We start from the raw sequence: 21,560 nt of genomic DNA, 5'->3' as shown, positions 1-21,560 counted from the left end.
GAGGTCCTATTTGATCAGGCCCTTTTCGCTGTAGAATTTCTCTGCGCCCGGATGCAGCGGGATTGCGATGCCCTGCAGGGCGGTGTCGAGCTTGATCGTCTTGCCCTTGGCATGGCCCGAATCCAGCAGCCTGCGGGTATTGGCGTTCCAGAGTGCGGCCGTCACGGCATAGATCAGCGCCTCCGGCTGCTTGATCGAGGTCGCCCAGATCGCTGTGACGCTGACGGTCTTCACGCCCGCGACGTTCTTGTAGGCATCGTCCGGAATCTCGTCGGCCGCGAAGAAACTGAACTTCTTCAGCAATCCTTCGGCCTCCGGTCCGGCGATCGGCACCAGGTCGATGCCCGTCGTCGCCGCCAGTTCGGAGATCGCTCCGTTGGGCCAGCCGCTCACGCTGAAGAAGGCGTCGAGCGTCCCGTCCTTCAGCTTGTCGGCGGCCTGCTGTGTCTTCAGGTATTCCGCCTTCAGGTCCTTCTCGGTGAGCCCATAGGCCGACAGGATGAGCCGGGCGTCGACCAGGGTTCCCGAGCCGGGCTCGTCGAGCGACAGCCGCTTGCCCTTGAGGTCCGTCACCGCCTTGATGCCGGAGCCCTTGCGGGCCACCAGCTGGAAGCTCTCGGGATAGAGGCTGGCAATGGCGCGCAAGCCTTCGGCCTTGGGACGCCCCTCGTAGATGCCGCTGCCGTTGTACGCCCAGTAGGCCACGTCGGACTGAACGAACCCGGACTGCAGGGTGCCGGCGGCGATGGCGGTGGCGTTTGCCACCGAACCGTTGGAGGCGACCGAGGTGGCAACCAGACCGGGCACGCCGCACGACCCGCCGTCGGCGCAGGCGCGCGACCCCGGCGGGTTGGAGATGGCGTTGGCGATCAGGCCGCCGATCGGGAAGTAGGTGCCGGCGGTGGCGCCGGTGCCGATCCGGAAGAAGGTGATGTCCTGAGCCGCGGCAGGCAGCGCGCCCCCTGCGGCGGCGCCCAGGCCACCCAGCAGCGCAGTCCTGCGATTGATCAGCATTGGAGTCTCCTTGCTCTCCGGCGATTAAATAGCGTCCGACGCTACGCTGCAACGATCGCCGTTCAGTTCACGCCGATCGCACGGCTCAATGTCGAACCGATCTCCTTGTGAATGACCAGATCGGCATCGGCGTCCTGATCGGTCGGCTCGCGATTTACGATCACGAAGCTGGCGCCATTGCGGCGGGCGAGTTGCGGAAATCCGGCCGCCGGATAGACGACCAGGGAACTGCCGAGGACGATGAACAGGTCGCAGGCCAGCGTCTCCTCCTGGGCCCGCAACATGGGCACTTCGGGCATCGCCTGGCCGAACGAGATCGTCGCCGTCTTCACGATCCCTTCGCACTTTTCACAGATCGGGAGTGTGCCTTTTTCGAGGAAAGCCCTCCGGATCGGCGCGAGTTCATGACGATGACCGCAGTCCAGGCACGTGGCGTAGGTCGTATTGCCGTGCAGCTCGATCACCTTCGAGTCCGGCACGCCCGAACGCTGGTGCAGCCCGTCGACATTCTGCGTGATGATGGCGCTCATGCGTCCCTGCTCCACCAGCTTGGCGAGCGCGCGATGGCCGGCGTTGGGCTCGGCCTTCAGCATGGTCTCGTCGGTGGCGAACTTGCGATGCCAGGACTCGCGGCGCATCTCGTCGGAGGCCATGAAGTCGTCGAAGTAGATCGGCTTGTACTTGGTCCAGATTCCCCCCGGCGAGCGGAAATCAGGGATGCCGGACTCGGTCGAGATTCCGGCTCCCGTGAAGGCCACGATCCGCTGGGCCGCATCGATCATCTCACGCAGGCGTTCGGCTTCGTCCATCACTCACCTCCCTAGGCGGTCAGGATAGCATCCGGCGATGGGCGCGCGCGACAAACCGGCCTAAGCTCGGCGCAACCTTTGCCGGAGCCGCCGCCATGCCGCGCCATATCGTCTGCCTGACCTTCGATCACGACCATCTCTCGGGCTTCGTCGCCCGCGGCATGACCTCGCCGACGGCGATCTCGCGCGGCGAGTACGACATCGTGGTCATCCCGAGGCTCGTCGCCCTGCTGGAGCGCTATGGCATCAAGGGCACCTTCTTCACGCCCGGGCATACGATCGACAGCTCGCCGCACGCCGTGACGCCCTATGTCGAGGCCGGCCACGAACTCGCCCATCACGGCTGGACCCACCGCCTGCCGGTCACCCTCTCGCGCGAGGAGGAAGAGGAGGAGATCGTGCGCGGCAATGACTCGATCAAGCGCATCAGCGGCCGCACCGCGCGCGGCTACCGTTCCCCGGCCTGGGATCTCTCGCCCTACTCGATCGAGCTGCTGCTGAAGCACGGTATCCAGTACGACAGCTCGATGATGGGCCATGACTACGACTGTTACTTCGCCCGCCAGGGTGACGTCGCCGAACTGATGAAGCCGTTCGTGCGCGGTCGCGAAACGCCGCTGTTGGAGATGCCGATCAGCTGGTCGCTCGACGACTTCCCGCACTTCGAATACATGCGCCTGCCCAACGGCTCGGTGCAGCAGGGCCTGATGAACGCCACGAACGTCCTCGACAATTTCGTCGACGACTTCACCTACATGACCCGGGTCCAGCCCGATTTCGGGATCCTCACCTATACCTTCCACCCGCACGTCATCGGCCGCGGCCACCGCATGATGATGCTCGAACGGCTGATCCAGCGCCTGATCGAGGGCGGCGCCGTCTTCATGACGATGGAACAGGCGATGGCCGAATGGATGTCGCATCGCCAGGGCGGCGGCAAAGCTCCGTTGTAGTCGACGTACGAAGCCAGGCCGACGCGGGATCGCCAGATGAGTCTCAACATCGTCAACGAGGGCACCGCCAACCTCATCTCCTATTCCGCAAAGGACGATGGGCTCCTCAACGGCACGATCACGGTACGCGGAAATGGCAACCATCTCGCTATTGGGCCAGGCGTAACGGCGCGCGATCTGCGCATCACCCTCGGCTCGGACTGCACGGTCCTCATTGGAGCCCGGTGCGTTCTCGCGTCGCTCTTCGTTCATGCCGCGAAGAGAGCGCACGTCACCATTGGCCGCCACGCCGGATTCACCGGACGAGTGCGATTGATGCTTCACGAAGCTGGACGAATAGAGATTGGCCCCGACTGCCTGATTGCTGCCGAAACCGATGTCACCGTAAGCGACATGCATTCCATCGTTGATGTCGCCAGCGGAAAGCGCGTGAACCCGGCGCGGGATGTCGCCATCGGAGAGCATGTCTGGATAGGCCAACGGGCCATGATCCTGAAGGGCTCCCATATCGAGGCCGGGTCCATTGTTGGCGCGGGCAGTATCGTGACGGGTCACGTTCCGCCGAATTCACTGGCGGTCGGCAATCCCGCAAGAGTCATCCGGTCCGGCGTGACCTGGAATCACAAGCTGCTTTAGAACGGACGGCCCTTCATGGCTCGCCCCTCGTCCGTGCCACGCGGATCGCGCGGCAGATCGTGACCATCTTGCCGATGGCGTGGTCGACAAACAGACCGACGGCCTTCTCGATCTCGCTGGCGTGTGCCGGGCTCTCGGCCGAGATCGCCCGGGCGATGTCGGCCGAGAGAGCGGCGGCCGTCCGGCGGTTGTCGAGGATCGCCTTGCGCAGGGTGCCGTCGGCCGCGACCGGGGCCAGTGCGGCCTCGACGCGCTGAAGGAACGCCGGCGCATGCGCCAGATGGCGGTACATGCTGGCCAGGATCAACGGGGTCGGCTCGTCGCCGAATTTGTTGAGGCGCAGGACCAGCGCCCAGGTCTCGGGGGCGACGTCCTCCTCGGAGGCGAGCCTGGGCAGAGCGAGGTCGGGCGCCGCCTTGCGCGGGCCTGCCGCGATCGTGCCGGCGCGATCGACCCCGCCGTTCAGCCAGGCGCGCAGGGCACCCAGGGCAAACAGGTTGATCGTGTTGGAATGGTCGTAGCTGGCCAGCACGGCATCGACGCTGGCAGGCTCGTCGCCGGCCAGCGAGGCCAGCTTCGGGATGTCCATCGTCCGGTGGAAGGCCGCCATGGCGGCGTCCGGCAGCCCCTTCAGATAGAGCGGCTTCACGGCGGCCCAGGCCCAGGGCAGCGCGCCCTCCATGGTCGCGAGATGGCGCCACACGAGGTTGACCACGCGCACGCCCACGGTCGTCCGGATGTCGGCAAAGAGATCGGCGATCTCGCCGGTGGCAGCGGCCTCCGTAATCGCTGGAAGGGGATCGCTCACTCGGCCGCCTGCTTCGATTCCTGTCCGATGACGGTGAAGAAGGATGCCGTTTTCGGCTGCTTCGGCAATTCGACCAGACCTTCCTTGAGACGGGCAAAGCGCGCCTCGTTGCCCCGCACGATGCGGCCTTCGTTCAGGCTGGGCATCGGGTTGCGCGCGATCGGCACCGCGTCGGCGGCCGTATAGACGCAGATGTAGAGGCCGCGCGACGTGTCGGCCCCGTTGGCGGCCGAGCCGTGCAGCAGGCGCGTGTGCATCAGGCAGACGCTGCCGGCCTTGCCCAGGCAGGGGATCGACTGGCCAAGCGCCCTCTTCTCCTCGTCGGCAGCGACCGCGCCGATGAAGCGCTCGCCGTCGAACAGCGACAGGACCGGTCCCTTGTGCGAGCCGGGCACGACGGTGAGACAGCCGTTGCTCTCGTCGATGTCGTCGAGGAACAGCAGCGCCGTCACGATGTCGTCGTTGGTATGCGGCGTGTAGGCGAAATCCTGATGGTAGCTGACTTCGGTCCGCGCGCCGGGGAGCTTCAGGTTGATCTTGCAGTGGTGGAACTTCACGTCCGGCCCGATCAGCTCCGCCACCATGTCGACCGTGCGGGCGTCGAGCATGACCTCGCGATAGGCGTCGGAGATGTCGGACGGATTGTTGATCCGTCGCAGGGCCGGCTTTTCCGCACTGTGCTCGGCGCCCATGTCGAACCGTGGACGGCCGTCGACCGTCGGCGGCCCGAACGGCGCGGCGTGGGCCCGGCTCTGCTCGACCCAGCCCTCGATCTCGGCCTTCAGGGCGGCGAGCTGGGCCGGCGTGACGGCGTCCTCCACCATGAGATACCCGTCGCGCCAGAACGCGTCGCGTTGCTCCTGTGTCAGCGCCGTCATCGCCGTCTCCCGTTCAGCGTCCCTTGAACACCGGTTTACGCTTCTCCATGAAGGCCGTGCGGCCCTCGACATAGTCTTCCGAATCGAAGCACTGCTTCACCAGCCCGTTGAGGCGGGCGAAGTCCGGCTCGCCGTCGAGACGCGTCAGCTCCTCGATGGTGCGCTTGGCGGCATGCATGGTGAGCGGCGCATTCTCGCCGATCATGCGGCAGTAATTGTCGACGTAGGAATCGAGCTCGGCGTCGGGCACGACGCGCGTGACCAGCCCCATGCCGAAGGCTTCCTGGGCATTGAAGTGCCGGGCGGTGAAGAAGATCTCCTTGGCGTGGGACGGGCCCACGAGGTCGGTCAGGATCTTCAGCCCGCTGGCACGATAGCCGAGTCCGAGCCGGGCCGCCGGCACGCCGAAGCGGCTGTTCTCCGAGGCGATGCGGATGTCGCAGAGCAGCGACACCGCCAGCCCGCCGCCGATGCAATAGCCGCGGATGCGGGCGATCGTCGGCTTGGAGCACCGGTGAAGGCGCCGGTTGGCCTCCTCGCCGATCTTGTCGTAGTAGGCGACCTGCTCGGGCGTGTTGCGGGCCTTCTCGAACTCCGAGATGTCGGCGCCCGACACGAAGGCCTTGTCGCCCGCCCCTGTCACCACCACGACGCGGATCGCCGGGTCCTTCTCGAACTCGTCGAGAATCACCGGGATCGCCTCCCACATGTCGGTCGAGGTGGCGTTGTGTTTCTGTGGCTTGTTGAAGACGAGCCGGCCGACCGGTCCCACCTTCTCCGCGATCATGTTCGGCGTCGGGCTGATCATGCTCAGATCACGCCCCGCTTGCGGAAGTCGGCGATGGCCGCGTCGTCGAACCCGGCCTCCTTCAGCACGCCGTCGGTGTGCTCGCCCTGCTCCGGAGTCGCCGTCTTCATCTCGAAGGGCGTGCGGCTCATGGTGATCGCCTGGCCGATCAGCTCGATGTCGCCCAGCTTGGGCGAATGCACGGGATGGGCCATCTTCAGGTGCTTGACCTGCGGATCGGCGAACATCTCGTCCATCTTGTAGATCGGGCCGGCGGGGACGCCCGCCTTGTTCAGTTTCTCGACGAGGTCGGCGCTGCTGTATTGCGCAACCCGCTTGTTGATCTCGTCGTTCAGCGCGTCACGGTTCTTGGCGCGTCCCTTGTCGGTGCTGAAACGCTCGTCGGTGTAGAGTTCCGGCGAATTCACAGCCTCGCAGAACCGCCTGTAGATGTGACCGCCCGAGGCCGCGATGTTGATGTAGCCGTCCTTGGTCTTGAAGACGCCGGTCGGAATCGAGGTCGGGTGGTTGTTGCCGGCCTGGCCGGGCACTTCCTTGGACATGGTCCAGCGCGCGGCCTGGAAATCGCACATCGAAATCATGGCCTGCAGGAGCGAGCTCGACACCCACTGGCCCTGCCCCGAGGTCTCGCGCTCCAGCAGCGCGATCAGGATGCCGATGGCGCAGTGCAGCCCCGCGCCCACGTCGGCCACCGCGATGCCGGCGCGCATCGGGCCTTCGCCCGGATTGCCGGTCACCATCATCAGGCCGCCCATGCCCTGGGCGATCTGGTCGAAGCCGGCGCGCTCGGCATAGGGACCGTCCTGACCGAAGCCCGAGATCGATCCCAGGACGATTCGCGGGTTCACCTTCTTCAGGCTCTCATAGTCGATGCCGAGGCGGAATTTCACGTCGGCGCGATAGTTCTCGACCACCACGTCGGCCTGCTCGACCAGCTTCATGAAGACGGCCTTGCCGTCCGGCTCCTTGAGATTGAGGGTGATCGACCGCTTGTTGCGATGCAGGTTCTGGAAGTCGGGCCCGTGGCGCGGGCCGCCCATGTCCATCTCGCCGGCGGACGGCGGCATCTCGACCTTGATGCAATCGGCGCCCCAGTCGGCGAGGTAGCGCACGGCCGTCGGACCGGCGCGCACGCGCGTCAGGTCGAGGACTTTGAAACGGGCTAGCGGTCCTGCGGTCATGCTCTCACTCTACGTTTGGAACTACTCTACCCGTACCATGGCGGACGGCGCGATCTCCAGCCAGACGCGGCTGCCGACCTCGAAAACCGTGGTCGGTGCGGTCGAAACGCGCAACGGCTTCGTGCCGCCCTGCGGACGGACCTGATAGTCCCAGTATTCGCCGAGATAGGAGCGGTCGACGATCTCGGCCTCGATGGCAAGGCCCGGGCCACCCGGCTTCTCGCTGGAAAGGCCGATCGCCTGCGGGCGCAACGAATAGAGGAGCTTCCCGCCGCCGGTCGCGCCCTCCAGCGCCGCGGCCGGCGCGCCGAAGCCGTCGAAGCGCACCTCGGCGCCCTGCAAGGTGCCCTCGACGAAGTTCGTGCGACCGATGAACCCGGCCACGAAACGGCTCCTGGGACGCCCGTAGAGCACATGCGGCGCATCGATCTGCTCGACCTTGCCCTTGTTCATCACGACGATGCGGTCCGACGTCACCATCGCCTCCGACTGGTCGTGGGTGACGTAGACCGTCGTGATCTTGAACTCGTCGTGGAGGCGGCGGATCTCGAAGCGCATCTCCTCGCGCAGGTTGGCGTCGAGGTTGGACAGCGGCTCGTCGAGCAGCAGCACTTCGGGCTCCACGACGATGGCGCGGGCCAATGCGACCCTCTGCTGCTGGCCACCCGACAGTTCGGCGGGATAGCGGCCCTTGAGGTTCCGCATCTGGACCACGTCCAGGATCTTGTCGACCCGCCGGTCGATCTCGGCGCGCGGCAGCTTCCGGACCTGCAGGCCGAAGCCGACATTCTCGCCCACCGTCATGTTCGGCCAGATGGCGTAGCTCTGGAAGATCATCGACATGCGTCGATGCTCGGGCGGCACGACGCCCGAGGCGGAGGAAATCTGCTTGCCGTCCATCTCGATGCTGCCGCCGCTCGGCGGCATGAAGCCCGCGATCATGCGCAAGGTGGTGGTCTTGCCGCAGCCCGACGGACCGAGCAGCGACACGAATTCTCCCTTCGCGAGCTCCAGGGAGAAATCGGCCACCGCCTCGAACGCGCCGTAGCGCTTGGCGACATTCTTCAAAACAAGCTTGCTCATGTCGCGGTACGCCTCAGCATGAAATCGCGGCCCAGGGCCTTCTGGCCGACCCAGAGGAGCGGCAGGGTGAGGATCTGCAGGACCAGAGCGAGCGCGGCAAGGCGTTCGAAGTTCCCCTCCTCGCTCATATCGAAGATCATGACCGATGCCACCTTGGTGTTCGGCCCGTACAGGAAGATCGCCGCCGACAGCTCGCGCGTCGCCGGGATGAAGATCAGCAGCCACGCGCCCATCATGTTGCGCTTGAGCAACGGCGCCACAACGCGACGTAATGCCGTCAGACGGCTGCCACCCAGCACACGGACCGCCTCCTCCATCTCGGGGTTGAGGCTGTTGATGGCGGCGCTGGCATTGACGTAGCCCACTGGCAGGAAGCGCGTGGTGAAGGCCAGGATCATGATCAGCGCCGTGCCGTAGAGCGCCAGCGGCGGCGGCGCGTAGGCCGCATAGAAGCCGATCGCCAGGACGACACCGGGGATCACGAACGGAGCCACGCACAGGAAGCCCAGCACGCCGCCGAACGGGATCAGCCGCCGGGCCACGATGTAGGCGACGCCCAGGGTCAGGAACACCGCGACCGTGGCGCTGATGCCGGCATAGACGAAGCTGTTGATGATCGACTGCGCGGCCGTCGCGTGCTCGAACAGGATGAAGCGGAAGTTCGCGATGGTGATGTTGTCGAGCAGGAAACCGCGGCCCCAGGCCTTGGCGAAGGCCGACTGGATCAGGAAGATGTAGGGCAGGAATACCGCCAGGGTGGCCACGAACATGGCGTAGCCGAACACCACCCAGCGCCAGCGTCCCAGCAGGATCGGCCGGCGCTCGCCGCCCTTGCCGGTCAACGCCACGAAGCCCTTGCGGCGCACGATCAGGCGCTGGACCAGCACCAGCAGGATCGTGACCCCGAGCAGCGGCATGGCATAGGCCGCCGCGACCTCCACCCGGACCGGGTTGCCGAAGAACTGGAAGAGCTGGGTCGTGACGACGTTGAAGCGTGCCGGGATCGCAATCAAGGCCGGCGAGCCGAACAGCGCGATCGCTTCCAGGAAGCAGATGATCAGGCCACCCAGGATCGCCGGGAGCGCCAGGGGCAGCGTGACCTTGCGCATGGTCCGCCACGGTCCCGCGCCCAGGATGTTGGCGGCGTCCTCCATCTCGGACGATACGAGTTCGAGCGCGGCGGTGGTGAAGATGAAGATGTAGGGGAACGAATAGAGCGCGATGACGACGGCGAGGCCGGTGAAACTGTAGATGTTGAACGGCCCCGCCTCGGCGCCCGTGGCCATCATGTAGAAGCGGTTCAGCCAGCCTGCGTTCGGGCCGGCCAGCAGAATCCAGGCGACGGCGCCGGTGTAGGGCGGCGTGATAAAGGTCGCCAGCACCAGCATGCGCGTGAGGCCGCGGCCCGGCATGTTGGTGCGCGCGACCGCCCAGGCCAGCGGCACGGCGAAGACACCGGCCAGCAGCGCGGAGACGGCGCCGAGCTTCAGCGAATTGACCAGCGCTTCGACGTAGCGCGCCCGGCCGTAGGCCGTCGCGTAGTTCGCGAAGGTGAACTCGCCGGTGCGCTCCGCCTGGAAACTGGTGATGACCAGATAGACGAACGGGCTCACCACCAGGAACAGGAGGACCGCGATGATCGCGATCCACAGAAGCCAGGACGAATCGAACCGGCTGGTGCGCACGGGGCGCACCGGCATCGTATCGATCGCCGGAGCCGTTACCGACATGCTCAGGCGCGGGTCAGTTGCCGAACGTGTCGCGCCACTGCTCGATCACTTCCGGAATGCCCTTGTCGACTTCCTGGACGGTCGGGCGGATCACCTTGATCTCGCTGATCGGCTTGGCGCCCGGAGGCGACGGCACTTCGGGACGCAGCGGGATCAGGAAGTGCTTGGCGCTGATCTTCGCCGCCTCGATCGTGTAGAGATACTCCATGAAGAGCTTGGCGGCGTTCGGATGCTTGGTTCCCTTCATGATCGCCGAGGGCGAGATGATCAGGACCGATCCGTCGGAGGGATAGACCACCGCCAGCGGATTGCCGCGCGACGCGCTGAACAGGGTCGAGCCGTCCGAGCCCGCCGCAACCTGGCGTTCGCCCGAATTCAACGCCGTCACCGTGTCGTTGATCGAGCGGCCGATCTGCGGCTTGTTCTTCTCGAGCTTGTCGAAATACTGCCAGCCGTAGAGCTTCTTCATCGAGAGCACCCAGGTGCCGACATAGCCGGAGAAGCCCGGATGTCCGGTCGAGACCTTGCCCTTCCACTTGATGTCGAGCAGGTCCTCCCACTTCTGCGGGGCGTCCTCGGCTTTCACCTTGCTGGTGTTGTAGGTGATGACGACCATGCCGGCCGCCGTCGTCTGAAAGAAGCCGTCGGGATCGAAATTCTGGAAGACCGGAGAGATCTTCGACATGTTCTCCGGCACGTACTTGTCGAAACGGCCTTCCGACTTCAGCCGGGCATAGTGACCGAGGTCGGTCGACGAGAAGACATCGCAATTGGTCTGGTTGTTCTTGATGTCCTGCAGCAGTCGCTGATAGGCGACCTGCGCCGTCGTGCGCACGACGTTGACCTTGATGCCATACATCTCGGTGAATCCGCGACCCAGATCCTCCGCCCCTTCGGACGTGTAGTGGGCCACGTACCAGGTGAGCTCGCCTTCCTTCTTGGCCGCTTCGGTCAGCGCGTTCAGGTCCGCGCGTGCGGCGAGTGGCAGAAACGCAAGGGCCACGGCCATGGCCAAGACAAGGCTTCCCAACCTCTTCATGAATTCCCTCCCGGAACATTGATTCATTAATTATTGAGTTGCGATACGATCACACGACGCGCCACACGACAAGCGCGGGAGGCCAAGAGAACGCGCATGACGGAAAGCGATCGGTCGGCCGGCTGGGCCGCGTACTATCAGCAACTTCGCGACCGCCCGCCGCGCAAGACACTGCTCGCCGCGCTCGATGCGTTCGGCGATCCACCTTCTGACGCCCTCGTCATCGATCTCGGCTGCGGCGATGGTCGCGACGTGATCGAGGAGCTGCGCCGCGGCTGGCGCGTCGTTGCCGTCGATGCAGAGCCCGAGGCGCTGCGCCAGTTGCAGGCGCGTCCCCTGCCCGACGGCAGCGACCTCACGCCCGTCAACGCGCGGCTCGAAGAAGTGCCGATCCCGCTCGGCGTCCATCTCGTCAATTCGAGCTTTGCCATGCCCCTCTGCGAGCCCGAGGCCTTTCACCGAACCTGGGAGCGCATTCGCGAAGCCCTTCCCGCCGGCGGGCGCTTCTCGGGCCAGTGGTACGGCCCGCGCGACAGCTGGGTCGAACGACCTGGCATGACCTTCCTTTCGCGCGACGAGGCGCTCGCCTTGCTCCAGGGACTGGACCTCGAGCTGTTCGAGGAAGAGGAAGCCGACGGGGTCACGCCGCGTGGCAATGCCAAGCACTGGCACATCTTCCATATCGTCGCGAGGAAACCATAGGCGGCTTTACGGCTCGCCCGCCCCGTGCGACGCTCGACCTCCCATCAACATCGAAAGGAGGTGATCCTGTGAACTACACCATCACGACGCCGGCGATCTCAGCAGTTGCCGCCACCAGGATCGTTCCTGCAATGGCTTGGTGCTGCCGGTAACGGGGTCACCGATAGTCGGCACAAAGCCGCCTCCGGGCGGCTTTGTTGTGTCTGGGCCATATCGATGAGCGAAAGCCCGAATGGTGGACAAGATGGCGGCTGGTGGCCGACACTTGCGCCATAAAATTCAGGAGGAAAACATGGCAGCCGTCGTTGCGGTCACGGCCGAAATCGCCAAGCGCGCCGCCGCCCTTGCCTGGCAGGACCTGCCGGACGATCTGGTCGAGCGCACCAAGCAGTGCCTGCTCGACTGGTTCGCCGTCACCGTGGCCGGTGCACAGGAGGAGCTGACCAGCATCTTGATCGCCGAGGCGCTGGAGGATGGCGCCAAGGGTCCCGCGACTCTCGTCGGCCGCTCCGAGACCGTGCTGCCCTCGACCGCCGCCCTGATCAACGGCGCGGCCAGTCACGCCCTCGACTATGACGACGTGAACTTCTCGATGGGCGGCCATCCCACCGTCACCGTCGTCCCCGCCCTGCTGGCACTCGGCGAACAGACGAAGGCCTCGGGCCGACTGTTCATCGAAAGCTTCGTCGCGGGCTACGAGACCTCCGGCCGCGTCGGCCGGCTCGTTTCGCCCAGCCATTACCAGAAGGGTTTCCACGTCACCGGCACCGTCGGCTCCTTCTCGGCCGCCGCCGCCGCCGGCCGCATGCTCGGTCTGAACGACGAGCAACTTGCCGTGGCCTTCGGCATCGCCGCCACCCAGGCCGCCGGCCTCAAGTCGAACTTCGGCACCATGTGCAAGCCGCTGCATGCCGGCACCGCTTCCGAGCACGGGCTGCGCGCCGCGCGCCTGGCGGCCAGGCGCTTCACCGCCCGCGGCGACTCGCTGGAGTGCGACCAGGGCTTTGCCTCCTCGCAGAGCGACCACCTGAACGCCGAAGCCGCGCTCGGCGAGCCGCCCTCGGGCTGGCATCTGCGCAACAATCTCTTCAAGTACCACGCCGCCTGTTACCTGACGCACGCACCCATCGAATGCGCCAAGGAAATCCGGCAAAAGAACAATTTCCCGCCCGAGCGGGTGCAGAAGATCCTGCTCAGGATCGACTCAGGCGCCGACAAGGTCTGCAACATCCCCAACCCGACGACCGGGCTCGAAGCCAAGTTCTCGCTGCGCCAGACCGTGGCGATGGCCCTGACCGGCGTCGATACCGCCAACCTCGATTCCTACAACGAGGCCGTGACCCAGGAGCCGCGCATCAAGGCGTTGCGCGACAAGATGGCGATCGAGTTCCAGCCGCACTGGGCGCATTCGCTGGCCGAAATGGCGATCCAGCTCGACGATGGGACGACCATCGAGGTGACGCACGATTCCGGCATTCCCTGGGCCAATCTCGAGAAGCAGCGCCAAGCGATCGAAACCAAATTCGACAGCCTCGTGACGCCGTTGCTCGGCGCGGCGGGAGCGCGTCGACTGCACGATGCGATCGAGCGCATCGACAGCCTCACCGACGTGGGTGAACTGGTGCGTGCGTCGGCGAAGAATTAGTCATATTGCTCTCCCCGTCAGGGCGAGAGGCGTAAACAGGAGTAGGAATGACAGAGGATTTCAGGGCCCGCGCCCGGCTGGTGCCCAAGGGTAACCGCTATGAGGATTTCGAAGTCGGCCGCGTGTTCCGGCACCATTGGGGCCGCACGATCACCGAGTCGGAGAGCACGCTGTTCACGACGCTGACCTTGCACTTCAATCCGCACTACTACAACGCCGCCTACGCCCAGGCCCACGGCCATCCCGGCATCGTGGCCAATCCCCTGCTCGTCTTCACGACGGTGTTCGGCCTCACGGTCGAGGATCTCAGCGAGGGCGGTGGCCCGTTCCTCGGCGTCAACGAACTCACCTATCACCAGCCCGTCTATCCCAGCGATTCGCTGCGCGCGGAATCGGTCGTGCTCGACCGCCGTGTCTCGGACTCCCACAAGGGGTTCGGCATCGTCACGTGGCACAGCAAGGGCTTCAACCAGCGCGAAGAGCTCGTCATCGACTTCAAGCGCACCAACCTCGTCCGTCTCAGGAATTCCAACTAATGCCTTTCCTCACCGAAGAGCGCCGCATGATCCAGGAGCAGGCGCGCGAGTTCACGCTGAACGAAGTGCTGCCGGTCGCCAACAAGCTCGACCCCGAAAAGGGCGACATCCCGATGGACCTGCGGGACAAGATGGCCGAGCTCGGCTATTTCGGCATCCTGATCCCCGAGGAATACGGCGGCCTGGGCCTCGGCTGCTCGGAATACTGCCTCGTCACCGAAGAACTCTCGCGCGGCTGGATGAGCGTCGCCTCGATCATCGCCCGCGGCAACCTGCTGATCGGCTCGCACAAGATGAGCGAGGAACAGCGCCGGCGTTACCTGCCGCGCATGGCCAAGGGTGAGTTCCTCGGCGCCTTCTCGATGTCGGAACCCAACGCGGGGTCGGACATCTCCAACATCTCCTGCCGCGCCAAGAAGGACGGCGACAGCTATCTGATCAGCGGCAACAAGTACTGGTGCACCTTCGCCGACGGCGCCGACTTCATGATCATCATCGCGCGCACGTCCGAAGCGCCTCCGGGCAAGCGGCATCTCGGCCTGTCGATGTTCTTCGTCGAGAAGAAGCGCGGCGAGCTGATGCCGGGCTGCAGCGGCTCGCCCATTCCCAAGATCGGCTATTTCGGCTGGAAGACCTGGGAACTCGCGTTCGACAATTGCCGGGTCAAGGCCGAGGACATGATCGGCGACGAAGGCCAGGCCTTCTACTATGCGACGGCCGGTCTCGAGACCGCCCGCGCCCACACCGCCGCCCGCGCCATCGGTTTGGCCCAGGGCGCCCTCGACGATTCGATCCGCTACGCCGGCGAGCGCCGCCAGTTCGGCCAGTCGATCTCGGAGTTCCAGGCGATCCGCTTCAAGATCGCCGACATGGCCACGCAGATCGAGGCGGCGCGTCAGCTCAACAACTTCGTCTGCGAGCAGATCGACACCGGCCAGCGCTGCGACAAGGAAGCGTCGATGGCCAAGCTGTTTGCCTCGGAGATGGCCGAACGGGTCTGCAGCGAAGGCCTGCAGATCCATGGCGGCGCGGGCTACACCACGCTCCATGCGGTCGAGCGGCACTGGCGCGATGCGCGCCTCACCAAGATCTTCGAGGGCACCTCGGAAATCCAGAAGCGCATCATCTCCGACCGCCTGCTCGGCCGCGGGAGGAACTGATGCCAGCTTCAAGTCTCAAAGTCTCCGCACTCACCGGCACGCACAATTACTTCGAGGACTTCACCGTCGGCGACGTGATGAAGCATGCCCGCGGCAAGACCGTGGAGCCGATGGAACAGGTCTGGATCACCAACGTGACCATGAACACGGCCGAGGCCCACTTCAACGAGCACCTGACCCAGTCGACGCCCTACGGCCAGCGGCTGGGCTTCGGCGGCGTCACGATCTCCATGTGCATCGGCCTCGCGGCCGAGGACACGGCGGAGAACGCGCTGATGGAGCTCGGCATGGACAAGATCCGTCTCAAGGGCCCGCTCCATCACGGCGATACGCTCTATTGCTATACCGAGGTGCTCGAGAAGAAGGACGCCAAGCAGGACGACGCCGGCATCGTCCGCTTCAAGCACTACGGCGTGAACCAGGACGACAAGCACATCTTCGAGGGCGAGCGCACCGTCCTGATCAAGCGCCGCAGTCACTGGGGAGACAAGTGATGCCGGGGGCGCGTCCCTCCAGTGGCGCGATCTTCGCTGGTGTCACTGAAAGACGCGCGACTGGAGTCGCGCGCCCCCAGCCATGAGCGATTCGTCCGTTCTGGGCGCACTCGACGGTGTCCGCATCGTCGACCTCACGCAGATGCTGGCAGGCCCCTACTGCACGATGCTGCTGGCCGACCAGGGCGCGGAGGTGATCAAGGTCGAGCCGCTCGACGGCGATCACACCCGCATCATCGGGCCCTATCACGCGGACGACAGGCTGAAGGCGTTCGGCGGCTACTTCGCCTCGGTGAACCGCAACAAGAAGTCGATCGCCATCGACCTCAAGACGGAGGCCGGCCGCGATCTGGTCCTGAAGCTCTGCGACAATGCCGATGCGGTGGTCGAGAACTACCGCGGCGGCGTCATGGATCGCCTGGGCCTCAGCTACGAGACCCTGCACGCGCGCAACCCCAAGCTGGTCTATGCCACCATTCGCGGCTTCGGCGACGTCCGTACCGGCAAGAGCCCCTACTCCGACTTCCCGGCCTACGACGTGATCAGCCAGGCGATGGGTGGCATCATGGCCATCACCGGCCCCGACAAGGACACGCCGATGAAGGTCGGGCCGGGGGTCGGCGACATCGTTCCGGCGATCACCTGCGCCTTCGGCATCGTCTCGGCGATCCTGCGCGCCTACAAGACCGGCAGGGGCCAGTTCGTCGATGTCGGCATGGTCGACGCGATCCTCGCGGTCTGCGAGCGCATCATGCACCAGCATTCGTACGCGCAGACGCTGCCGCATCCCGAGGGCAATCATCATCCCCTGCTCTGCCCGTTCGGCATGTTCCCGGCCAAGGACGGGTTCGTGACGATCGCCGCCCATGCCGACGCGCACTTCCCGATCCTGTGCCGGCTGATCGACCGGCCGGAATTCGCCAACGATCCGCGGTTCATCACCGTTCAGGACCGCCGCGCCAACCAGGACGTGCTGATTGCCACCGTCTCCGACTTCACCCGCCAGCGCACCAAGCAGGAGCTGCTGAAGCATTTCGGCGGCAAGGTGCCCTTCTCGCCGGTCTACAACGTGCGGGACATCGTGGCCGATCCGCATTTCAAGGCGCGGGACATGCTGCCCTGGGTGCCGCATCCCGGCCTCGACCACGAAGTCCAGATCGCGGGCGTGGCCGTGAAGATGACCGAGACTCCCGGCAAGGTGCGCCATCGCGCGCCGTTGCTGGGCGAACATACCGACGAGTATCTGAAGACCATCGGGCTCGGCGCGGGCGACATCGCCCGGCTGCGCGCCGACAAGATCGTAGCTTAAGGAGAAGATAGATGACCGACCGTCCCAGGCGCGCCCGCCGCGTCCAGCTCTCGACCCCCGGCTCCAGCGAGAAGATGATCCAGAAGGCGTCGGAGTCGAAGGCCGATCACGTCTTCCTCGACCTCGAGGACGCCGTCGCCCCCAGCCAGAAGCGCGACGCCCGCAAGAAGATCATCGAGGGCCTGAAGACGCTCAACTGGAAGGGCAAGACGCGCTGCGTTCGCATCAACGACCTGACGACCGAGTACGCCTACGAGGACATCATCGAGATTGTCGAGGGCGCCGGCGAGCATCTCGACACGATCATGATGACCAAGGTGCAGACCGCCGCCGACGTGCTGTTCGCCGACAAGCTGCTCCATCAGATCGAGAAGAAGCTGAAGATGAAGCGCAAGATCGGCCTCGAGGCGCTGATCGAGGAAGTCGAGGGCATGCAGAACGTCGATTCGATCGCCGCCTGCACGCCGCGCCTCGAATGCCTGGTGTTCGGCATGGGCGATTTCTCGGCCTCGATGGGCGTCACCAACAGGAATGTCGGCGAGACCGACGGCTACCCGGGTGACATCTGGCACTATGCGCGCTTCCGGCTGATCATGGCCTGCCGCGCCGCCGGCATCGATCCGGTCGACGGCCCGTTCGCCGACTTCAAGAATCCCGATGCCTATCGTGAGGAGTGCAAGCGCTCGATGATCCTGGGCTGCGTCGGCAAGTGGGCCATCCATCCCTCGCAGATCGACATCGCGCTCGACGTCTACTCGCCCAAGCCCGACGACATCGCCCGCGCCCGCAAGCTCGAGAAGGCTTATGCCGAGGCGGAGGCCGCGGGCCTGGGTGCGATCAACGTCGACGGCATCATGGTCGACGTCGCCTCGATCCGCATCCTGCGCAATACGATCCTGAACAAGGCCGACCTCTACGGTCTGTAGGATGCAACCGGGCGCGGCGCCGAACACGGAAGGCCCGCGCCCCGGTCTGCGGCCGGCGCTCGTCCCGATCGGGGCGATGCTGGGTACGCAGATGCTGATCTCGCTGGCCGTCCTGTCGCTCAGCGTGTTGATGCCGGCGGTGGCCCGCGATCTCGGGATCGCCCCGAAGCTGGTCGGGGCCTTCACCGCCGTCACCTACGCCATCGCCTCCGGCGTCGCCCTGTGGAGCGCGGGGCCGATCTCGCGGCTGGGCGCGGTCCGCGTCTGCCAGTTCGCCATGTTGGCCGCCGCGATCGGCCTGGCGCTCAATGCCACGGCCTACGTGGCCGCGACCGTCGTCGCGGTCGCGTTCATCGGCTTCGCCCAGGGTCCGATCAATCCCGCCTCGGCGCACATACTGAGCCAGCGTGTCCCGCGCGCTTGGTTCAGCCTCGTCTTCTCGGTCAAGCAGACCGGCGTTCCCCTGGGCTTTGCCGCGGCGGGCATTTTCCTGCCCCTGCTGCTGCCGGCCCTCGGCTGGCGCGGCGCCTCGCTCTGCGCCGCGGCGCTCATGCTGGTCGGCGCCGGCGTCCTCGAAGTGCTGCGCGCCCGTCTCGATGCCTCGGTCGCTCCCTCCGCACCGTCGGACGGGATCTGGTCCTCGATCGTTCACGTGATGCGCCACCCGGAGATGCGTGTTCTCGGCTGGTCGGCGCTGCTCTACGTCGTGGCGCAGCACACCTTCACGTTCTTCCTCGTGACCTATCTCTACGAGCATTGCCGCCTCAGCATTGCCGAGGCGGGCTTCCTGCTCTTCCTGGCGCAGATCGGCGGCACCGTGCAGCGCCTGATCCTGGGTGCCCTGGGCGACCGGTTTCCGCGCATGATGCTGCTGGGCTGGACCGGAATCGGCATCGCCCTTGGCGCGGTCGCCACGAGCCTGATCTCGGCCGAGACGCCCTACTGGCTGATCGGCCTGATCGTCTTCGCCTACGGCACGGTCGTCATCAGCTGGAACGGCGTGTCGATCGCCGAGTTCGCGGCCCTCGCGCCGCCGGGACAGGTGGCCGCCGTCGCCGCGGTCCAGACCGCGCTGGCCTTCTCCGGCGCCGTCATCGGGCCGCCTCTGTTCGGCCTGATCGCCGCGGTCGCCGACTATCGTAGCGCCTTCCTGCTGGTCGCCGCCTGCGTCCTCGCGGCGGCCGTCTGGCAGATCGTGACGTCGGCCCGGCTGCGCCGCCTGCGTCCCTCCTGAAACCTCGTCAGGGTTCCTTCATGCCGGCGGTCGACACGATCTCGGCCCACTTCCTGGTTTCGACGGCCTGGAAGGCCGCCAGCTCCTCGGGCGATCCCACGAACGAGATTCCGTAGCTGGTCTTCAGCAGGTTGAGATAGGCCGGAGACTTGGCCGCCTGCCGCACGAGAGCGTTGAGCTTGTCGATGATCGGCCGCGGCGTGCCGGCCGGTGCGTAGAGCGCCGTCCAGGCCCACATCTCGAAGCCCGGAACGCCGCTCTCGTCGACGGTCGGGAACTGGTCGAGGCCCGGAATGCGCTGCTTGCTGGTGACGGCCAGACCGCGCGCCCGTCCGTCGAGGACCGGCGGCAGGCCCACCGTGAAGTCCGAGAAGATGATGTCGATGCGACCGCCCAACAGATCCGCAATCGCCTGAGGCTGGGTCTTGTACGGGACGCCCAGAAGGTCGGTCTTCGTCATGATGCGGAACAGCTCGGCGCCGCCGCGGCTCGACCCGTTGCCGCTGCCGAAGCTCAGCTTGCCGGGCTGCGCCTTCGCAAGCGCAACCAGTTCCTGGATGGTCTTGGCCGGCAGGTCGTTCCGCACCATCACGATCTGGGCGCCGAGCGTGATGCCGGCGATCGGCGCGAAGCTCTTCACCGGATCGTAGGCCAGCGACTTGTAGACGTGCGGATTGATCGCCTGCGTCGTCTGCGTCGTGAAGAACAGAGTGTAGCCGTCGGGCGCCGCCGCAGCCGCGGACTGGGCCGCAATCTGCCCTTCCGCGCCGGGCTTGTTCTCGATCACGACGGTCTGGCCGGTCTGCACGGCGATGTCCTGGCCGATCGCACGCGCGGCGATGTCGGTCGCCGTGCCGGGACCGAAGGCGGTGATGATCTTGATCGGCTTGGACGGATAGTCCTGGGCGAAGGCCGGCACCGCGAGCAGCATTCCGACAAGCAAATTTAGGATTTTCATGGACCGACTCTAGTCCGACCGAAGTGCTAGCGTCATCCCAAACAAAAGGAGGAAACGAAAGGATGAAAAATCCGTCGCTGCCGCTCGCCACGGTACTCATGATCCTGGCCGTCGCTCCGGCCGCCTGGGCACAAAAATCCGGCGGCACGCTCAAGATCGCTCACATGGACAATCCGCCGAGCGCGTCGATCCACGAGGAAGCGACGATCTCGACCGTCATGCCGTTCATGTCGGTCTACAACAACCTGGTGATGTTCGATCCCAAGACCAAGCAGAACACGCCGGGCAACATCATCCCCGAGCTGGCCACCGAGTGGAAATGGAGCGACGACGGCAAGCAGCTGACCTTCAAGCTGCGCGACGGCGTTAAGTGGCACGACGGCAAGCCCTTCACCAGCGCCGACGTGAAGTGCACCTGGGACATGGTGATCTCCGACGAATCGAAGCTGCGCAAGAACCCGCGCAAGACCTGGTACTTCAATCTCGAGAAGGTCACGGTCAATGGCGACCGCGAAGCGACTTTCCACCTCAAGCGGCCCCAGCCGTCGCTGCTCACCATGCTCGCCGCGGCCTTTTCGCCGGTCTATCCCTGCCACGTCTCGACGGCGCAGATGCGGCAGAAGCCGATTGGTACCGGCCCGTTCAAGTTCGTCGAGATGAAGCAGAACGAGTCGGTCAAGCTCGCGCGCAACCCGGACTACTGGAAGCCGGGCCGGCCCTATCTCGACGCAATCGAGTTCTCGATCATCCCCAACCGGGCGACCTCACTGCTGACCTTCGTCGCCGGCAAACTCGACATGACCTTCACCTCCGTCGTCACGCCGTCCATGGTCAACGATCTCAAGGTTCAGGCTCCGACCGCGATCTGCGAGGCGCAGCCGACAAACACCCAGGCCAACCTGCTGGTCAACCGCGAGAAGCCGCCTTTCGACGACGCAAAGATCCGCCGCGCCATGGCACTCTCCATCGACCGCAGCGCCTTCAACGAGATCCTGGGCCAGGGCAACTACCGTATCGGCGGCGCAATGCTGCCACCGCCGGAAGGCCTCTGGGGCATGCCGACCGAGTTCCTGACGACCGTGGCGGGTTACGGCCCCGACGTGGCCAAGTCGCGCGAGGAAGGCCGCAAGATCATGGCCGAGCTGGGCTACACGGCCGACAAGCCCCTGAAGATCAAGGTCTCGACCCGCAACATCCCGAGCTACCGCGATCCGGCCGTCATCCTGATCGACCATCTGAAGCAGGTGAACATCCAGGCCGAGCTGGAGCCGCTCGAAACCGCGGTCTGGTACAACAGGATGATGCGCCGCGACTTCGCCATCGGCATGAACGTCCAGGGCGTTGGCGTCGACGATCCGGACGTCGTCTTCTACGAGACTTTCCGATGCGGCTCGGAGCGCAACTACACCAACTACTGCAATCCGGAAGTCGAGAAGCTGTTCGACCAGCAGTCGATGATGACCGACCTAGAGGCCCGCCGGAAGCTGGTGTGGGAGATCGACAAGAAGCTGCAGGAGGACGGCGCCCGCCCGGTCATCCAGCATGGCTGGGGCGGCACCTGCTGGCGCCCCGAAGTGAAGGCCGTGAACCTGGCGGTCAACACCATCTACAATCACTGGCGTTTCGAGGATGTCTGGCTCGACCGTTAGGACGGCGC

21 protein-coding genes are annotated in these 21,560 nt (G+C 65.4%); 11 read left to right on the top strand and 10 right to left on the bottom strand.

Going from position 1 to position 21,560, the window contains the following annotated elements:
* Positions 1-6: 6 nt before the first annotated feature.
* Together ACP15H_RS08805 and ACP15H_RS08800 are read right to left on the bottom strand one after the other, a co-directional pair.
* The gene (locus tag ACP15H_RS08805) at positions 7-1,014 is read right to left on the bottom strand and encodes a TAXI family TRAP transporter solute-binding subunit (RefSeq protein WP_425065821.1); all 1,008 of its coding nucleotides are present in this window, start codon (positions 1,012-1,014) and stop codon (positions 7-9) included.
* A 62-nt stretch (positions 1,015-1,076) separates the two neighbouring features.
* On the bottom strand, positions 1,077-1,823 hold the full coding sequence (locus ACP15H_RS08800) for an SIR2 family NAD-dependent protein deacylase (RefSeq protein ID WP_425065820.1): 747 nt from the start codon (positions 1,821-1,823) through the stop codon (positions 1,077-1,079).
* Between the two features lie 95 nt (positions 1,824-1,918).
* Between ACP15H_RS08800 and ACP15H_RS08795 the strand changes: the two genes are divergently transcribed.
* Together ACP15H_RS08795 and ACP15H_RS08790 are read left to right on the top strand one after the other, a co-directional pair.
* Positions 1,919-2,776 carry a polysaccharide deacetylase family protein gene (locus tag ACP15H_RS08795; RefSeq protein ID WP_425065819.1) on the top strand — a complete coding sequence of 286 codons (858 nt, stop codon included), beginning with the start codon at positions 1,919-1,921 and terminating at the stop codon, positions 2,774-2,776.
* Between the two features lie 36 nt (positions 2,777-2,812).
* Complete coding sequence (locus ACP15H_RS08790; protein WP_425065818.1) at positions 2,813-3,412, top strand: acyltransferase; 600 nt, start codon at positions 2,813-2,815, stop codon at positions 3,410-3,412.
* 13 nt (positions 3,413-3,425) lie between these two features.
* On the opposite strand, the gene ACP15H_RS08785 is transcribed toward ACP15H_RS08790, so the two are convergent.
* From ACP15H_RS08785 to ACP15H_RS08755, 7 genes are read right to left on the bottom strand one after another with little or no spacing between them, the layout of a single operon-like run.
* Entirely contained in the window at positions 3,426-4,220 is a 795-nt protein-coding gene (locus ACP15H_RS08785) for a hypothetical protein (RefSeq protein WP_425065817.1), read from the bottom strand.
* A complete protein-coding gene (locus ACP15H_RS08780; RefSeq protein ID WP_425065816.1) occupies positions 4,217-5,098 on the bottom strand; it encodes a phytanoyl-CoA dioxygenase family protein in 882 nt (293 codons plus the stop codon). Before ACP15H_RS08780 ends, ACP15H_RS08785 begins: the two co-directional genes overlap by 4 nt.
* Positions 5,099-5,111: 13 nt before the next feature.
* Positions 5,112-5,906: an enoyl-CoA hydratase gene (locus tag ACP15H_RS08775; RefSeq protein WP_296329319.1), complete on the bottom strand. Its 795-nt coding sequence runs from the start codon at positions 5,904-5,906 to the stop codon at positions 5,112-5,114.
* A gap of 2 nt (positions 5,907-5,908) precedes the next feature.
* Positions 5,909-7,087, bottom strand: coding sequence for a CaiB/BaiF CoA transferase family protein (locus tag ACP15H_RS08770; protein WP_425065815.1), 1,179 nt, complete (start codon positions 7,085-7,087; stop codon positions 5,909-5,911).
* Between the two features lie 21 nt (positions 7,088-7,108).
* Positions 7,109-8,170, bottom strand: coding sequence for an ABC transporter ATP-binding protein (locus tag ACP15H_RS08765; protein WP_425065814.1), 1,062 nt, complete (start codon positions 8,168-8,170; stop codon positions 7,109-7,111).
* The gene (locus tag ACP15H_RS08760; RefSeq protein WP_425065813.1) at positions 8,167-9,900 is read right to left on the bottom strand and encodes an ABC transporter permease; all 1,734 of its coding nucleotides are present in this window, start codon (positions 9,898-9,900) and stop codon (positions 8,167-8,169) included. Before ACP15H_RS08760 ends, ACP15H_RS08765 begins: the two co-directional genes overlap by 4 nt.
* 13 nt (positions 9,901-9,913) lie before the next feature.
* A complete protein-coding gene (locus ACP15H_RS08755; protein ID WP_425065812.1) occupies positions 9,914-10,909 on the bottom strand; it encodes an ABC transporter substrate-binding protein in 996 nt (331 codons plus the stop codon).
* Between the two features lie 126 nt (positions 10,910-11,035).
* Between ACP15H_RS08755 and ACP15H_RS08750 the strand changes: the two genes are divergently transcribed.
* From ACP15H_RS08750 to ACP15H_RS08715, 8 genes are all read left to right on the top strand, one after another.
* Positions 11,036-11,641: a class I SAM-dependent methyltransferase gene (locus tag ACP15H_RS08750; protein ID WP_425065811.1), complete on the top strand. Its 606-nt coding sequence runs from the start codon at positions 11,036-11,038 to the stop codon at positions 11,639-11,641.
* A 292-nt stretch (positions 11,642-11,933) separates the two neighbouring features.
* On the top strand, positions 11,934-13,286 hold the full coding sequence (locus ACP15H_RS08745) for an MmgE/PrpD family protein (RefSeq protein WP_425065810.1): 1,353 nt from the start codon (positions 11,934-11,936) through the stop codon (positions 13,284-13,286).
* 47 nt (positions 13,287-13,333) lie between these two features.
* Positions 13,334-13,822 (top strand): MaoC family dehydratase, encoded by a 489-nt coding sequence (locus ACP15H_RS08740; protein WP_298305426.1) that lies wholly within the window; start codon positions 13,334-13,336, stop codon positions 13,820-13,822.
* Entirely contained in the window at positions 13,822-14,982 is a 1,161-nt protein-coding gene (locus tag ACP15H_RS08735; RefSeq protein WP_298305424.1) for an acyl-CoA dehydrogenase family protein, read from the top strand. The genes ACP15H_RS08740 and ACP15H_RS08735 overlap by 1 nt, the downstream gene beginning before the upstream one ends.
* Positions 14,982-15,476, top strand: coding sequence for a MaoC family dehydratase (locus tag ACP15H_RS08730; protein ID WP_425065809.1), 495 nt, complete (start codon positions 14,982-14,984; stop codon positions 15,474-15,476). Before ACP15H_RS08735 ends, ACP15H_RS08730 begins: the two co-directional genes overlap by 1 nt.
* Before the next feature lie 82 nt (positions 15,477-15,558).
* On the top strand, positions 15,559-16,785 hold the full coding sequence (locus tag ACP15H_RS08725) for a CaiB/BaiF CoA transferase family protein (protein ID WP_425065808.1): 1,227 nt from the start codon (positions 15,559-15,561) through the stop codon (positions 16,783-16,785).
* A gap of 11 nt (positions 16,786-16,796) precedes the next feature.
* Positions 16,797-17,711, top strand: coding sequence for an HpcH/HpaI aldolase/citrate lyase family protein (locus ACP15H_RS08720; protein ID WP_422014219.1), 915 nt, complete (start codon positions 16,797-16,799; stop codon positions 17,709-17,711).
* Position 17,712: 1 nt separating this feature from the next.
* The gene (locus ACP15H_RS08715; RefSeq protein WP_425065807.1) at positions 17,713-18,945 is read left to right on the top strand and encodes an MFS transporter; all 1,233 of its coding nucleotides are present in this window, start codon (positions 17,713-17,715) and stop codon (positions 18,943-18,945) included.
* A 7-nt stretch (positions 18,946-18,952) separates the two neighbouring features.
* On the opposite strand, the gene ACP15H_RS08710 is transcribed toward ACP15H_RS08715, so the two are convergent.
* Positions 18,953-19,903 carry a Bug family tripartite tricarboxylate transporter substrate binding protein gene (locus ACP15H_RS08710; protein WP_425065806.1) on the bottom strand — a complete coding sequence of 317 codons (951 nt, stop codon included), beginning with the start codon at positions 19,901-19,903 and terminating at the stop codon, positions 18,953-18,955.
* A 62-nt stretch (positions 19,904-19,965) separates the two neighbouring features.
* Here ACP15H_RS08710 and ACP15H_RS08705 point away from each other — a divergent pair, with 62 nt between their 5' ends.
* Positions 19,966-21,552: an ABC transporter substrate-binding protein gene (locus ACP15H_RS08705; RefSeq protein ID WP_425065805.1), complete on the top strand. Its 1,587-nt coding sequence runs from the start codon at positions 19,966-19,968 to the stop codon at positions 21,550-21,552.
* Positions 21,553-21,560: the final 8 nt, after the last annotated feature.

Origin of the sequence: Reyranella sp. (genome assembly GCF_965249915.1) — a bacterium.
Classification (GTDB): domain Bacteria; phylum Pseudomonadota; class Alphaproteobacteria; order Reyranellales; family Reyranellaceae; genus Reyranella.
This window is presented reverse-complemented; position numbering and strand designations above follow the sequence as displayed.

Bases quoted from the DNA above. Each gene is read 5' to 3' on its own strand.
- ACP15H_RS08805 (WP_425065821.1), bottom strand. From the start codon at position 1,014: ATGCTGATCAATCGCAGGACTGCGCTGCTGGGTGGCCTGGGCGCCGCC.
- ACP15H_RS08800 (WP_425065820.1), bottom strand. From the start codon at position 1,823: ATGGACGAAGCCGAACGCCTGCGTGAGATGATCGATGCGGCCCAGCGG.
- ACP15H_RS08795 (WP_425065819.1), top strand. From the start codon at position 1,919: ATGCCGCGCCATATCGTCTGCCTGACCTTCGATCACGACCATCTCTCG.
- ACP15H_RS08790 (WP_425065818.1), top strand. From the start codon at position 2,813: ATGAGTCTCAACATCGTCAACGAGGGCACCGCCAACCTCATCTCCTAT.
- ACP15H_RS08780 (WP_425065816.1), bottom strand. From the start codon at position 5,098: ATGACGGCGCTGACACAGGAGCAACGCGACGCGTTCTGGCGCGACGGG.
- ACP15H_RS08775 (WP_296329319.1), bottom strand. From the start codon at position 5,906: ATGATCAGCCCGACGCCGAACATGATCGCGGAGAAGGTGGGACCGGTC.
- ACP15H_RS08770 (WP_425065815.1), bottom strand. From the start codon at position 7,087: ATGACCGCAGGACCGCTAGCCCGTTTCAAAGTCCTCGACCTGACGCGC.
- ACP15H_RS08765 (WP_425065814.1), bottom strand. From the start codon at position 8,170: ATGAGCAAGCTTGTTTTGAAGAATGTCGCCAAGCGCTACGGCGCGTTC.
- ACP15H_RS08760 (WP_425065813.1), bottom strand. From the start codon at position 9,900: ATGTCGGTAACGGCTCCGGCGATCGATACGATGCCGGTGCGCCCCGTG.
- ACP15H_RS08755 (WP_425065812.1), bottom strand. From the start codon at position 10,909: ATGGCCGTGGCCCTTGCGTTTCTGCCACTCGCCGCACGCGCGGACCTG.
- ACP15H_RS08750 (WP_425065811.1), top strand. From the start codon at position 11,036: ATGACGGAAAGCGATCGGTCGGCCGGCTGGGCCGCGTACTATCAGCAA.
- ACP15H_RS08745 (WP_425065810.1), top strand. From the start codon at position 11,934: ATGGCAGCCGTCGTTGCGGTCACGGCCGAAATCGCCAAGCGCGCCGCC.
- ACP15H_RS08740 (WP_298305426.1), top strand. From the start codon at position 13,334: ATGACAGAGGATTTCAGGGCCCGCGCCCGGCTGGTGCCCAAGGGTAAC.
- ACP15H_RS08735 (WP_298305424.1), top strand. From the start codon at position 13,822: ATGCCTTTCCTCACCGAAGAGCGCCGCATGATCCAGGAGCAGGCGCGC.
- ACP15H_RS08730 (WP_425065809.1), top strand. From the start codon at position 14,982: ATGCCAGCTTCAAGTCTCAAAGTCTCCGCACTCACCGGCACGCACAAT.
- ACP15H_RS08725 (WP_425065808.1), top strand. From the start codon at position 15,559: ATGAGCGATTCGTCCGTTCTGGGCGCACTCGACGGTGTCCGCATCGTC.
- ACP15H_RS08720 (WP_422014219.1), top strand. From the start codon at position 16,797: ATGACCGACCGTCCCAGGCGCGCCCGCCGCGTCCAGCTCTCGACCCCC.
- ACP15H_RS08715 (WP_425065807.1), top strand. From the start codon at position 17,713: ATGCAACCGGGCGCGGCGCCGAACACGGAAGGCCCGCGCCCCGGTCTG.
- ACP15H_RS08710 (WP_425065806.1), bottom strand. From the start codon at position 19,903: ATGAAAATCCTAAATTTGCTTGTCGGAATGCTGCTCGCGGTGCCGGCC.
- ACP15H_RS08705 (WP_425065805.1), top strand. From the start codon at position 19,966: ATGAAAAATCCGTCGCTGCCGCTCGCCACGGTACTCATGATCCTGGCC.